Raw genomic sequence first — 12,862 nt, 5'->3', positions numbered from 1 at the left:
ACGGCTGTTCGCTACGGCTGATCGTTCGAGGTGAGGACCGGACCGGAACCGGCGTTTCCACCAGGTTCTCGGTGAGGTCGGTGGTCGGCGGCCGGCGAGCGGTACGCGGCGGGGGGCCAGGCGGCGAGGATCGTGGGCCGCAGGGTGGCGCCGAGGCGGCGGTAGAAGCGCTGGGCGTCGACGTTGTCGACCTCCACGCCCCAGCGGATCAGCAGCTGATCGGGCGCGGCGAGGGCGGCGAGGGCGGCCATGAGTCGCCGCCCGATGCCGCCGTCGCGGTGGCAGGGGCGGACGTAGAGGTCGTCGAGGTCGAGCACGTCTCCGCCGGTCCAGAGGTGCAGTCGCCGGACCGCAGAGACGTAGCCGGCGGCCGTTCCGTCGCACTCGGCGAGCAGCACGATCACGTCGGGTCGGGCCAGCAGCCGCCGCCACCGGTCCGAGTCGACGTGCACGTGCGCGGCCTGGTCCTCGTGGGCGGCGATCTCGCCGACCATCGCGGCGACGTCGTCGGCGTCGGCCGGGGAGGCCCGGCGGATCGTCGTTGCGGAAGCGGTCATGATCGGCTCCGGTGGAGGTCGTGGCGGTGGCGCGGCGGGAGCGGGAGGGTCGTTCCCGCCGCGCCGGCGGCAACGGGACGGTGTGCCGGTCGTCCGGGAGTCAGCAGTGGGCGTACTCGTGGGGGCGCAGGAGCATCGCCGCGGCCATCGCCGGGAGCATGAGGACGTGGCCCCACAGCATCAGGGCGCCCTCGCCGATGAGCCCGAGTGCGAGCGGGACGAAGAGCACCAGGAAGGGCACGTACATGGCCGCGCCCATCTCGGCGATGGGCCGCCACCGGTGGCCGCGGACCCGCATCCACGCGGACATGGCGATGGTCATGTTCGTCGCCATGATCAGCGCGCCCGTGTAGGGGTCGTGCATCAGTCCGGTGGCGCCGGTGGCGTCGAGGACGAGGGTCCACACCGGGTGCAGGGCCACCATGCCGACGGCCATCGCGACGACCATCTCGAGGAAGTGGATCGTGAACTTCCTGGCGCTCAGGTGGTGCGTGGCGAGCGCGGTGTCGGAGTGCGCGGCCTCGGGCTGTGCCGCGGCGGCGTCGGGCGCGTGCGTCGGGGTGGACACGGCGGGTCTCCGGTGGGGATCGAGGTGGGTGTGGGTCACGGGACGAGGGCGTAGCCGGCCTCGTCGACGGCGGCGGCGATGTCCGCCCGGTCCACGGGGCGCTCGGCGATGACGGTGACGGTGCCGCTGGCCAGGTCGACGGTCACCGACTCGACGCCGTCGACGGCGGCGATCTCCTCGGTGACGGCGCGCCGGCAGTGCCCGCAGGTCATGCCGGTGACGGTGAAGGTGGTCGAGCCGATGAACGTGCGGGGCGTACCGGACAGCATGGGAACTCCTCGGGGTGCAGGTGGTGGTGCGGTCGGGAGGAAGCGTCGGCGCCGGGGTGCGGGCATCTCACCGGCGAAATCACCGGGATCGCCGGGTGCGCCGTCGTGACCTCCGGCCGGCTGTCCGGGGCCGGCGGTCGGTCGGCCGACGGCACGCGGGTCAGCAGGTGATCGCCGGGGCCGGTTCCTGGAGTCACGTGCTGGACGTGCGGGCACCCGTCGGTGACGACCGGCTCACCGCCCGGACACCGGACGGGGAACCCGAGGACGGTGCGGTCGACCCCGCGACGGGGACGTCATCCCGGAGCGGTGCGGCGGGTTCCCGCCGCACCGCCCCGGGATCGGTTCAGTGGCCGTGACCGGCGTGGCCGTGAGCGCCTGCACTCACGGCGGGCCGGCCGTCGGGGACGGCCAGGGCCGTGAGCACGAACAGCGCGGCGAGGATGCCGGCGGTCGCGACGAAGGCGTGTCCGTAGCCGGTGATCAGACCCGCCCGGCTGGTGAGGTCGCCGGCGACGGCGGTCAGTGCGGCGACGCCGAGGGCGGCACCGATCTCGTGGCCGGTCATCATCAGCCCCGAGGCCAGCCCCGACCGGTCGGCGGGCACGTCGCTCATCGCGGCGATGGCGATGGCGACGAACATCGGACCCACGCCGGCGCCGACGAGCAGGAAGCCGGGCAGGACGTCGGCGGCGTAGGAGGTGCCGCCGGCGTTCGCCGCGAGCAGCAGCACGCCCGCGGCCATGACGACCAGGCCGCCGAGGATGAGGGAGCGGGCACCGAGCCGGTAGATGACCTTCGACGCGACCGTGGCGGCGAGGGTGATCGCGGCGGCCAGTGGCAGGAACTCCAGCCCGGCGACCACCGGGGAGGCGCCGGTGACGTCCTGCAGGTGGACCGAGCTCAGGAAGATGACGCCGACGACGACACCGGTCACGCCGGCCATCACCGCCGAGGCGGAGACCAGTGACCGGATCCGCCAGGTGGCCGGCGGCACCAGCGGGTCGGCGGCGCGCCGCTCCAGCCGGGCGAACGTCGTGAGCAGGATCGCGGCGGCGGCCAGGGCGATCCAGGTCCTGGCCGAGCCCCAGCCGGCCGAGCGGGTGGCCTCGATGCCGAAGACTAGCGCGAGCAACCCGGCTACCAGGGTCAGGGCGCCGGGTGCGTCGAGCCGGCGGAGGGCGGCCGGCTGCCTCTCGCTCCGGGCGACGGTGCGGAGGGTGCCGAGGACCACGGCCGCGCCGATCGGCACGTTGATGAAGAACACGGCCCGCCAGTCGAGCGCGCTGGTCAGCGCGCCGCCGAACAGCACGCCGGCGGCGATGCCGAGGCTGCCGATCGCGCCCCAGACGCCGAGGGCGGTCTGCCGCTGGCGGCCCGCGTAGTGCGTCACGATGATCGACATCGCGGCCGGGGTGAGCAGCGCGGCACCGGCACCCTGCCCAGCGCGGGCGAGGACCAGCATCCACGGCGCCTGCGCGAGGCCGCTGGCGAGGGACGCCGCGGTGAACAGGCCGATGCCGGCGAGGAACGCTCCGCGCCGGTCCAGCAGGTCGGCGATGCGGCCGCCGAGCAGCAGCAGGCCGCCGGAGAGCAGCACGTAGGCGCTGATCGTCCACTGGTAGTCGGCGGCGGACAGGTGCAGGGAGCGGCTGATCGACGGCAGCGCGACGTTCACCACCGAGACGTCCAGGATCACCATGAACTGTGCGGCGATCATCAGGCCGAAGACGGTCCACGGCCGCCGCGGCTCGTCGACGGTCGCCGGGGCCGGGTGCGGTGAGGGGTGCGCGTGGGCGTGCGCCGCCGGTTCGGCGGCGGAGTGGATCGACATGGTCGTCTCCTCGGAAGAGCAGGTCTCGGTGCGCCCGTCACCGTCGCCGTCGGTGAGGCAGGGTCGCGCCGGTGGATCCGCCGGGACGAGGAGCCGGCGGGGGCGGCCGGTGGCACCGGCTCTCCTCCCCCGGCTCCGGTCGGACACGCCCCGGGCGGTGGGGCGGGGCGGCGTCCTCGACGGGTCCTGCGCCGGGAAGCGACTCGATCGCGTCCGGATCGGACTAGGGTCTCGCCGTGTTGTCCGGCCGGGACCGCGAGCGAGAGGCCATCGCGGCGGTGGTGGACGAGGCCCGGGCCGGGCGGGGCGGGGCCCTGGTGGTGACGGGGCAGCCGGGCGTGGGCAAGTCGGCGCTGCTGGCGGACGCGGTCGCGCGGGCCGACGGCATGACGCTGCTGCGCACACAGGGCGTGGAATCGGAGTCGCCGCTGGCGTTCGCCGCGCTGCAGCGTCTGCTGCGTCCGGTCCTGGCCGACCGCGTGCAGCACCTGCCGCAGCCGCAGGCTCGGGCGCTGCGGGCGGCGTTCGGTGAGGTCGACGACGGCCCCGGCGACCGCTTCCTCGTCTTCCTGGCGGCGCTGAGCGTGCTCGCGGACGCCGGGCAGGACCGCCCGGTGCTCGCGGTGGTCGACGACGCGCACTGGCTCGACGACGCCTCGGCCGCGGCGCTGCTGTTCGTGGCACGCCGGCTGCAGGTCGAGCGGGTCGCCCTCGTGTTCGCCGCCCGCGACGCCGACGTGCGCACCTTCGACAGCGGCGACCTCCCCCGCCTGTCCCTCGGGGGCATCGACGCCGAGGCGACCGCAGAGCTGGTCGGCGACCGCGCCGGGGTGCCCGTCCCCGCGGACGTGCGCGACGCGCTGGTCGCGAGCACCGGGGGCAACCCACTGGCGCTGGTGGAGCTCGCCGAGGCCCTGACGTCCGAGCAGCTGTCCGGCCGGGTGCGGTTGCCGGCCCGGTTGCCGCTGACCGAGGGCGTCGAACGCGCCTTCCTCGACCGCTACCGGCGGCTGCCCGAGCCGGCCCGGACGATGCTGCTCGTCGCGGCCGCTGACGACTCCGGCCGGACGCGGGTCGTGCGGCAGGCGGCCTCTTCCCTGGGGGCCGGAGAGGACGCGCTGCTCGACGCCGAGCGCTCCGGCCTGCTGCGGGTCCAGGACGCCTCCGTCGACCTCCGGCACCCGCTGGTGCGCTCGGCGGTCTACGGCGCCGCGACCAGCACCGAGCGCCGCCGGGTGCACCGCGCGCTCGCCGCCGCGCTGACCGGCCCAGCAGAGGCCGACCGGCGCGCCTGGCACCTCGCCGCCGCCGTCGAGGAGCCGGACGAGGCCGTCGTCGCCGAGCTCGACGCCGCCGCCGAGCGGGCCCGGGCACGCGGGGGTCTGGAGGCGGCCGCGTCCGCCTGGGAACGCGCCGCCGAGCTCTCACCGGCCGGGAACGCCCAGGCCGAGCGGCTCTACGCCGCGGCCCGCTGCGCCTGGCTCGCCGCCCAGCCCGCCCGGGCCCGGGCGCTGGTCGAGGCCGCCGCGGCGCAGGCTCGCGACGCGCTGCTGCTCGCGGACGTCCTCCGGCTCCGGGCTCGCATCGAGTGGAACACGGGCTCGTTGCACACCGGGCAGCGGATGGTGCTCGAGGCCGCCGCGGAGGTCGCCCCGCACGATCCCCAGCGGGCGCGGGAGATGGCGATGTTCGCCGTGGCGCTCGCCGCGTTCGGGGCGCGGTCCGGGAGCGCCGTCGCCCCCACTGCCCTGGTCCCCGCGCCCGGCCCCGGTGCGCCGCTGCGCGCCCGGTGCTTCTCCGACCTGCTGCACGGCCTCGACGCCGCCGTCCACGGCGACTGGCAGGTGGCGATGCCGCCGTTGAGGGAGGCCTTCGCCCTCGCCGAGGCGCTGGCCGGGGAGGACTCGGACCTGCTGCCCAACCTGGGCATCGCCGCGGTGTACCTGGGCGACGACGCGCTGACCCGGCGCTACCACGAGCAGCTGCTCGCCCGGGCCCGCAGCACCGGCGCCGTCCTGATGATCCTCTACTCGCTCGCCCGGCTCGGTTTCGCCGAGCTGACCAGCGGGCGGTGGACCGCGGCCCGCGCCGCGGCCGCCGAGGCGCTGCCGCTGGCGGAGCAGTCCGGGCACCAGGGGCTGGCCGCCCTGCCCACCGCATGGCTCGCGGTGCTGGCCGCGCTGCGTGGGGAGGAGACCGTGGACCAGCACCTCGCCGACGCGGAGCGGATCTGCGCCGACCACCCGCTCGGGATCCTGGCCGAGGTGGTGCCCGACGTGCTGCGCTGGGCCCGCGGTGTGCGCGATGCCGCCGATCCCGCCGGCGCGCTGCACCAGCTGCAGCAGATCCGCCACCCGATCACCCGCCGGCTGGCCGCGACCGACCGCCTCGAGGCCGCCGTGCGGGCCGCGCGACCGGAGCTGGCCCGCGAGTGGGTGGAGGAGCTGGCCGGCTTCGCCGAGGCCACCGACTCCGGCTGGGCGCAGGCCGTGGCCGAGCACGGCCGGGCGCTGCTGGCCGACGGCCCCGCGGCCGAGCGCCACTTCGAGCAGGCGCTGGCCGCGCACGCCGGGACCGACCGCCGGCCCGACCGGGCGCGCACCCAGCTGGCCTACGGCGCCTTCCTGCGCCGCTGCCGCCGCCGGGTCGACGCCCGTCCCCATCTGCGCGCCGCCCTGGACACGTTCGAGGACCTCGGTGCGCGCCCGTGGGCCGACCGTGCCCGGCAGGAGCTGCGGGCCTCCGGGGCGACCGCCCGCCGTCGCGACGTCTCCACCGTCGTCGACCTCACCCCGCAGGAACTGCAGGTGGCCCGGTTGGTGAGGCAGGGGCTGGCCAACCGGGACGTCGCCGCCCAGCTGTACGTCAGCCCCCGCACCGTCGACTTCCACCTGCGCAACGTCTTCACCAAGCTCGGGGTGAGCAGCCGCACGGAGCTGGCCGCCCACCCGCTCGACTGACGCCCCGGAGGACGGGACCCGCCCGGTGGGTCCGCCGGCGGATCCGCGCCGCGGGTGAGCGGACCGGCACCCGCCTGGGGAGCCCGTGAGGAGCCCGGCCCGCCGCCACGACGGATGGGTAGCGTCGAGCTCCGTGCTGGTCGGACGGGATCCCGAACGCGCGGCTGTCGCCATCCTGCTCGACGGCGCACGCGCCGGGACCGGGGGCGCGCTGGTGGTCCGCGGCGTGGCCGGGGCCGGCAAGTCGACACTGCTGGCCGACGCCGTCGCGAACGCCTCCGACATGACGGTGCTGCGCACCTCGGGGGTGGAGTCGGAGTCGCCCCTGGCGTTCGCCGCACTGCAGCGGCTGCTGTGGCCGCTGCGTTCCCGACTCACCGCGCTGCCTGCGCCACAGCGTGCGGCCCTGGCCGCCGCACTCGGCGAGGCCGCCGGGGAGGGAGAGCGGTTCCTCGCGTTCCTCGGCACGCTGAGCCTCCTCGCCGACGCCGCCGAGCGCACCCCCGTGCTGGCCGTCGTCGACGACGCCCACTGGCTCGACGACGCCTCGGCCGCGGCCCTGCTGTTCGCCGCGCGCCGTCTCCAGGTGGAGCGGGTCGCGGTGCTCTTCGCCGCCCGCGACGGCGACACGCGCAGCTTCGACGCGCCCGACCTGCCCACCGTCGTCCTCGGCGGCGTGGCCGGGGCGGACGCCGACGCGGTGCTGCGCGCGCGGGCCGGTGGTGCGATCGACCCGGAGGTGCGCGACCGGCTGGTGGCGGCCACGGGCGGGAACCCCCTCGCCCTGGTCGAGCTGGCCGGGGTGCTCACGGCCGCCTCCCTGGCCGGCCGGGCCCCGCTGCCCGCGCAGCTGCCGTCGACCGGCGGGGTGGAGCGGGGGTTCCTGGACCGGTACCGGCGCCTCGGGGAGTCGGCCCAGCGGTTCCTGCTGGTGGCCGCGGCCGACGACACCGGCCGGTTGGCCGTGGTGCGCGACGCCGCCGAGCGTCTCGGAGCCGGGGACGACGCCCTCGACGAGGTCGAGCGCGCCGGGCTGCTCACCGTCGACGGGGACGCGCTCACCCTGTACCACCCCCTGGTGCGCTCCGCGGTCTACCGGGCGGCGACCAGTGCGCGGCGCCGCGCGGCACACCGCGCGCTGGCTGCGGCGGTCGGCACCGACGCCGACCGCCGCGCCTGGCACCTGGCCGCCGCCGCCGACCGGCCGGACGAGGCGGTCGTCGCCGCCCTCGACGCGGTCGCCGAGCGCGCCGCGGCCCGGGGAGGCCACGAGGCCGCGGCCGACGCGTGGGCCCGCGCCGCCGAGCTCACCCCTGGCGGGGAGGCCCGCGGGCGGCGGCTGTACCTGGCCGCGTCGTCGGCCTGGTCGGGTGCCCACCCCTCCCGGGCGGCGGCCCTGGCCACGGCGGCCGAGGCCGAGGCGCTCGATCCGCGGGTGCGGGCGCGCCTGCTCCTCCTGCAGGGACAGCTGGAGTGGAACACGCGCTCCCTCGACGACGGCCACGACCTCGTCCTGCGGGCCGCGGAGGTCGCCGCGGGCGTGGACCGGGCGATGGCGCAGGAGTTGGCGATGCTGGCCGCGTCGCTGTCGGCCTGCGGGGCGCGGTCGGCGCGCGCCGTCGACCTCGTGACGCTCGTGCCCGCGCCGGAGCCGGATGCCGCGCCGCGCGTGCGGGCCGCGCGAGCCCTGATGCGCGGCTTCCTCGCCGCTGACCGCGGCGACTGGGCGGCGGCCGCCGAGTCGTTCCGGTGCGCCTTCGCCCTCACCGACGACGACCCGGTCGACGACCACGTGCTGCAGCCGAACCTCGGCGTCGCGACCTGGCTGGTCGACGACGACGAGCGGGACCTGCGGCTGCACGAGCAGCAGCTGACCGGTGCCCGACGCGCGGGCGCGCTCAGCATGGTCGAACACGCCCTCACCCGTGGCGCCCCGGTGCAGATCGCGACCGGAGCGTGGGGGAAGGCCGCGGCCGCGGCGGCCGAGGCGTTGCCGCTGACCGCTGCCACGGGTCATGTCGGGCTGACGGCGCTGCCGATCGCGGAGCTCGCCCTCGTGGCGGCGATGCGCGGGGACGACGGCGTGGACCGTCACCTGGCCGAGGTGACCGCCGTGCGGGAGGCGCACCCGGTCGGCATCTCCGACTTCCTCGTCGTGGACATGGCGCACTGGGCGCGCGGCCTGCGCGCCGCCGGCCGACCCGCCACCGCGCTGCACCACCTGGCGCAGATCGCCAGTCCCCGGCTGCGCCGGATGGCGGCGATCGACCGCCTGGAGACGGCGGCCCGTGCCGACCGCGCCGATCTCCTGCGCGCCTGGCTGGCGGAGCTCGAGGACTTCGCCGCCGGCACCGGCGCGCCGGCCGCGGTCGCCGTCGTGGAGCACGGGCACGCGCTGCTCGCCGGCGACGGGGAGGCGGAGGCGCACTTCCGGCGTGCCCTGGCCGCGCACGCGGCCTCCCTGCGGCTGCCCGACCGGGCCCGCACCGAACTCGCCTACGGCGAGCACCTGCGCCGGGCCCGGCGGCGGGTCGACGCCCGCGAGCACCTGCGCACCGCGCTGGTCCTGTTCGAGGACCTCGGCGCCACCCCGTGGGCCGAACGGGCCGCCCAGGAGCTGCGCGCGTCCGGCGAGACCGCCCGCCGCCGCGACGTGTCCACCGCCACCGACCTCACCGCCCAGGAGCGGCAGGTCGCCGCCCTCGTCCGGCAGGGCCTGTCCAACCGCGACGTCGCCGCGCAGCTGTTCGTCAGCCCCCGCACGGTCGACTTCCACCTGCGCAACGTGTTCAGCAAGCTCGGCGTCAGCTCCCGCACCGAGCTCACGGCCCTCCCGCTGGACCTCTGATCCCGGGCGGCCCGGTCAGGTCCCCGGTGACCGACCTGGCGGTTCCACCGGCGTGACCCCGACGGCCGGCTCCTAGCGTCCGCTGCAGACCCGCACGGACGGAGGAGCCCCGGTGACCAGCACCGTCTCGGTCGGGTGGTGCGGCGCCGGCACGCCGAGACGTGCCTGGTCGCCGGCCCGTGCCCCGCCACCGTCCTGCGCACCGCGGGCCTCGTGTGGCCGCTGACCCCGCCCCTCCGCTCCCCTGCTCCCTGGAGAAAGCCATGCCGACCACCTCGTCCACCGACCGCCTCCTCGACGTCCTCGTCATCGGCGCCGGCCAGGCCGGACTCGCCCTCGGTCCCCACCTCGCCCGCCGCGGCGCGGACTTCCTGCTGGTCGACGCCGGGCCGGAGATCGGCCACTCCTGGCGGACCCGGTGGGACTCGCTCCGGCTGTTCAGCCCCGCCCAGTACGACTCGCTGCCCGGCCTGCCGTTCCCGGCCCCCGCCGACACCCACCCGGGCAAGGACGACGTCGCCGACTACCTCGCCGCGTACGCCGCCCACTTCGCCCTGCCGGTGCGGCTGGACACCCCCGTGCTGCGGCTGCACCGCGACGCCGACGGCACCTTCACTGCCACCACCCCCACCGGGACGCTGCGCGCCCGGCAGGTCGTGGTCGCCACCGGCCCGTTCCAGACCCCGCACGTCCCCGCCATCGCCGGCGGGCTCGACCCGGACGTGCCGCAGGTCCACACCGCCGGGTACCGCAACCCGGCCCAGCTGCCCGGCGGAGGTCGCGTGCTCGTGGTCGGCGCGGCCAACTCCGGCCTGCAGGTCGCCGCCGAGCTGGCCGCCACCCAGCCGGTCACCGTCGCCGTCGGCACCCGGCCGACCGAGCTGCCCCAGCGCATCGCCGGCCGCGACCTGTTCTCCTGGCTGTCGGCGGTGCGGTTCTTCACCGTGCCGAGCTCCAGCCGCATCGCCCGCCGGCTGCGCGCCCGCGGCGACCTGGTGATCGGCAGCCGCAGCCGCGACCTGCGCCGCCGCGGCGTCGACTTCCGGCCGCGGCTGACCGGCCTCACCGGCCGCACCGCCCGCTTCGCCGACGGCAGCACCGTCGACGTCGTCGCGGTCGTGTGGGCCACCGGCTACCGCCCCGACCACTCCTGGCTGCACGTGCCCGGCGTCGTCGTCGACGGGCAGGTCCGCCACACCGCCGGGACCACCGACGTCCCCGGCCTGCACGTCCTCGGCCTCCCCTGGCAGACCTGCCGCGGATCCGCGCTGCTCGGCTTCGTGGGCGCCGACGCGGAGGCACTGGCCGCCCGGCTGACCGTCGGCGCCGGTTCCACCGGCGTGTCCGGTCGCGCGCCGGCGACCCGGGCGACCTCACCGGTGTGAGGCCCGGGCGCCCGCCCCGACCACCCCGAGGAGCTCCCCGTGGCGGCCGCCCGGGCCCACGGGTTCCTCGCCGTCGGCATGGCCAGGCAGCCCCTGCCCCGCGAGCACGGCAGCCCCGCCCGGCTGCTCGTCTCCTGCCGGCACGGACAGGACGGCAACCTCACGTGGCTGCGGCGGCTCGCCGTCACCGCGACACCGCCGCCGTCGCACCGGGGGTCGCGCGGCTCGGCCGACGGCACCCACCCGGTGCACCCGGCCTCCCGGATCGACGTCCCCGGTGCCCGCGGTCACCTCGCGCCCGGCGAGGTTCCCGTCCGCGGCGGCGCCCGGGCGCCGCCGGTCGGGGTCGACCGCGTGCAACTGCAGGTCGACGGCGGACCGTGGACCGACGCCACCCTCGGTCCCGACCTCGGCCCGGACGCCTGGCGCCCGTGGTCGGCCACCTGGCAGGCCGCTCCGGGCCGGCGCGAGCTCCGTGTGCGCCGCCGCACCACGACCGGGGAGTGGCAGGAGGAGACCACCTCCACGACACCGGTCCCCCACGGGTCCGCGGCATCCACACCGTTCCGGTCCACGTCGGCGGCGGTGCCGTCGGCCCGGCGATCCGCGGCCGGCCGCGGAGGCCCTCACCCGTGCCCGGTGGGCGGTGCGCGGTGTCGCCGCGTGACCCGGTTGGTACGTCCTTGCCACATCTTGGTGCGGTTCCGTAGTATCCGGCCATGGCCGAGCTCCCCCCGGGCAGCACGCCGGAGATGTCGGTGCTGTTCGACCTGTGGCTCGTCAACCACCTGATCTCCGGGGCGCTGGACGACGTCCTCACCGTCACCGGAGGGCTGTCCGGCGAGGACTTCGGCTTCTACTCGCTGCTGCGCCGGTTCGGGCCGGTCACCCCGAGCCAGGTGGTCCGCTGGACCGCGATGCGCCCGACGACGGTGTCGACACTGGTCCGCCGGCTGCAGCAGCGCGGACACGTCGAGCAGCGCCCCAACCCGGCGGACGGACGATCCCGGCTGCTCGCCCTGACCCCGGCCGGCGAGGACGCGCACACGCGGACCGCCGACGCCTTCTTCGCCGCCACCCGGACACTGGCCGCCGCCCTGGGCCCCGACGAGCCCCGGCAGCGCGCCGCCCTGCAGCGCCTCGACACGGCACTGCGCGAGGTCGGTGGCCTCGACCCACGGCCCTACACCGTGCCCGCCGCCCCGCTCGAGGGTCCGCCCGGGCTCTCCTACGACGGCCCGCCGCTGACCGCCGGCGAGGAGGCACACGTCCGGGCCTACATCGGCTTCATCCGGTCCCGACGTCAGGAAGGCACCCGCCATGTCCCCGACCCGCACCCGGCCCGCTGACCCCGCCGCCCTCGACCGGGCCCGCGCCACCGTCACCGACCTCATGGCCCGCCACCACGTGCCCGGCCTGACCGTCGCCGTGACCGACGCCGACCGGCTGCTGTTCGCCGAGGGCTTCGGACACGCCGACCTGAGCACCCGGCGCCCGGCCACCGTCGACACCGGCTACCCGTGGTTCTCCATGTCCAAGATCGCCACCGCCACCGCGGCGATGCGGCTGGCCGACGAGGGCCGCCTCGACCTCGACGCCCCGGTCCGCGAGCTGGTCCCCGCCTTCGCGACCCGCTCCGGGGAGCTGCCCCGGGTGCGGCAGTTGCTCGACCACACGGCCGGGGCGCCCAACCCGCTGCCGGTCCGCTGGGTGCTGCCCGCCGACGCTCCCGACGGCGACGTCCACACCGCCACCCGGCGGTTGCTGGCCCGGCACGGCCACCCGACGCGGCCTCCGGGCGGGCCCGCGCGCTACTCGAACCTCGGCTACCTCGTCCTCGCGGAGGCCATCGCCCACGCCTCCGGCGAGCCGTTCACCGACCACGTGCGGCGCGCGGTGCTGGTCCCGGCCGGCATGACCGCCACCGGCTACACCCACCGTCCGGGGGCGGACCACGCCAGCGGCCACGTCCGCCTGCCTCGTCCGCTGGTCCCCGCGCTGCGGGCCGCGCTGCCGGGCGGGCTCGTCGGCGAGCGACACGGCGGCCAGGTGGCGCTGCGACCGTTCCGGGTGGCCGGTGCCGGCTACGGCGGGCTGATCGGGACCGCACCGGACGCCGCCCGGCTGCTCCGGCTCCACCTGGCCGACGGAGTCGTCGAGGGCAACCGGGTCCTCACCCCGGAGACCGCGCGCGCGATGCGCACCATCACCACCCCGGGCCGGCCGTTCGACCTGGGACTGGGCTGGTTCCGCAGGCCCGCGGACCGGGACGCCCGACCCGCCTTCGTCGAGCACTGGGGCACCGGCGGCGGGTTCTGGAACGCGATGCGGCTGTACCCGGACCTGGGCCTGGGGGTGGTGGTCATGGCCAACACCACCCGCGCGTACGGCCACTCCGCACTGGTGTCCGCGCTGGTGACCGCCTTCACCGCGTGACCCCC

At 76.9% G+C, this 12,862-nt stretch carries 10 protein-coding genes; 6 read left to right on the top strand and 4 right to left on the bottom strand.

The genetic code is table 11. The annotated features are described in order from the left end of the window. Positions 1 to 11 precede the first annotated feature (11 nt). The 4 genes from JD79_RS17030 to JD79_RS17015 all read right to left on the bottom strand — a co-directional run bounded on the left by JD79_RS17030 (position 12) and on the right by JD79_RS17015 (position 3,228). A complete protein-coding gene (locus JD79_RS17030; protein WP_110006496.1) occupies positions 12 to 557 on the bottom strand; it encodes a GNAT family N-acetyltransferase in 546 nt (181 codons plus the stop codon). Between the two features lie 100 nt (positions 558 to 657). Beyond that, positions 658 to 1,125 carry a hypothetical protein gene (locus JD79_RS17025; RefSeq protein ID WP_110006495.1) on the bottom strand — a complete coding sequence of 156 codons (468 nt, stop codon included), beginning with the start codon at positions 1,123 to 1,125 and terminating at the stop codon, positions 658 to 660. Positions 1,126 to 1,160: 35 nt separating this feature from the next. Beyond that, positions 1,161 to 1,394, bottom strand: coding sequence for a heavy-metal-associated domain-containing protein (locus tag JD79_RS17020; protein ID WP_110006494.1), 234 nt, complete (start codon positions 1,392 to 1,394; stop codon positions 1,161 to 1,163). A 346-nt stretch (positions 1,395 to 1,740) separates the two neighbouring features. After that, a complete protein-coding gene (locus tag JD79_RS17015; protein ID WP_110006493.1) occupies positions 1,741 to 3,228 on the bottom strand; it encodes an MFS transporter in 1,488 nt (495 codons plus the stop codon). A 236-nt stretch (positions 3,229 to 3,464) separates the two neighbouring features. Here JD79_RS17015 and JD79_RS17010 point away from each other — a divergent pair, with 236 nt between their 5' ends. From JD79_RS17010 to JD79_RS16985, 6 genes are all read left to right on the top strand, one after another. Next, positions 3,465 to 6,188, top strand: coding sequence for a helix-turn-helix transcriptional regulator (locus JD79_RS17010; protein WP_110006492.1), 2,724 nt, complete (start codon positions 3,465 to 3,467; stop codon positions 6,186 to 6,188). A gap of 133 nt (positions 6,189 to 6,321) precedes the next feature. Further along, positions 6,322 to 9,036 (top strand): helix-turn-helix transcriptional regulator, encoded by a 2,715-nt coding sequence (locus JD79_RS17005; protein ID WP_110006491.1) that lies wholly within the window; start codon positions 6,322 to 6,324, stop codon positions 9,034 to 9,036. 263 nt (positions 9,037 to 9,299) lie between these two features. Further along, the gene (locus JD79_RS17000) at positions 9,300 to 10,421 is read left to right on the top strand and encodes a flavin-containing monooxygenase (RefSeq protein ID WP_110006490.1); all 1,122 of its coding nucleotides are present in this window, start codon (positions 9,300 to 9,302) and stop codon (positions 10,419 to 10,421) included. Positions 10,422 to 10,460: 39 nt separating this feature from the next. Further along, positions 10,461 to 11,213, top strand: a complete 753-nt coding sequence (locus JD79_RS24560; protein WP_110006489.1) for a molybdopterin-dependent oxidoreductase — start codon at positions 10,461 to 10,463, stop codon at positions 11,211 to 11,213. After that, positions 11,141 to 11,770 carry a MarR family winged helix-turn-helix transcriptional regulator gene (locus JD79_RS16990; protein WP_110006488.1) on the top strand — a complete coding sequence of 210 codons (630 nt, stop codon included), beginning with the start codon at positions 11,141 to 11,143 and terminating at the stop codon, positions 11,768 to 11,770. The genes JD79_RS24560 and JD79_RS16990 overlap by 73 nt, the downstream gene beginning before the upstream one ends. Then, complete coding sequence (locus tag JD79_RS16985; RefSeq protein WP_110006487.1) at positions 11,742 to 12,857, top strand: serine hydrolase domain-containing protein; 1,116 nt, start codon at positions 11,742 to 11,744, stop codon at positions 12,855 to 12,857. Before JD79_RS16990 ends, JD79_RS16985 begins: the two co-directional genes overlap by 29 nt. The last annotated feature ends 5 nt before the right edge of the window (positions 12,858 to 12,862 follow it).

It is taken from the genome of Geodermatophilus normandii (assembly GCF_003182485.1).
Taxonomy (GTDB): Bacteria; Actinomycetota; Actinomycetes; order Mycobacteriales; family Geodermatophilaceae; genus Geodermatophilus; species Geodermatophilus normandii.
The sequence above is the reverse complement of the archived record's forward strand: the minus strand, read 5'-3'. Positions and strand labels throughout refer to the sequence as shown.

Bases quoted from the DNA above. Each gene is read 5' to 3' on its own strand.
- JD79_RS16990 (WP_110006488.1), top strand. From the start codon at position 11,141: ATGGCCGAGCTCCCCCCGGGCAGCACGCCGGAGATGTCGGTGCTGTTC.
- JD79_RS17030 (WP_110006496.1), bottom strand. From the start codon at position 557: ATGACCGCTTCCGCAACGACGATCCGCCGGGCCTCCCCGGCCGACGCC.
- JD79_RS17020 (WP_110006494.1), bottom strand. From the start codon at position 1,394: ATGCTGTCCGGTACGCCCCGCACGTTCATCGGCTCGACCACCTTCACC.
- JD79_RS17000 (WP_110006490.1), top strand. From the start codon at position 9,300: ATGCCGACCACCTCGTCCACCGACCGCCTCCTCGACGTCCTCGTCATC.
- JD79_RS16985 (WP_110006487.1), top strand. From the start codon at position 11,742: ATGTCCCCGACCCGCACCCGGCCCGCTGACCCCGCCGCCCTCGACCGG.
- JD79_RS17015 (WP_110006493.1), bottom strand. From the start codon at position 3,228: ATGTCGATCCACTCCGCCGCCGAACCGGCGGCGCACGCCCACGCGCAC.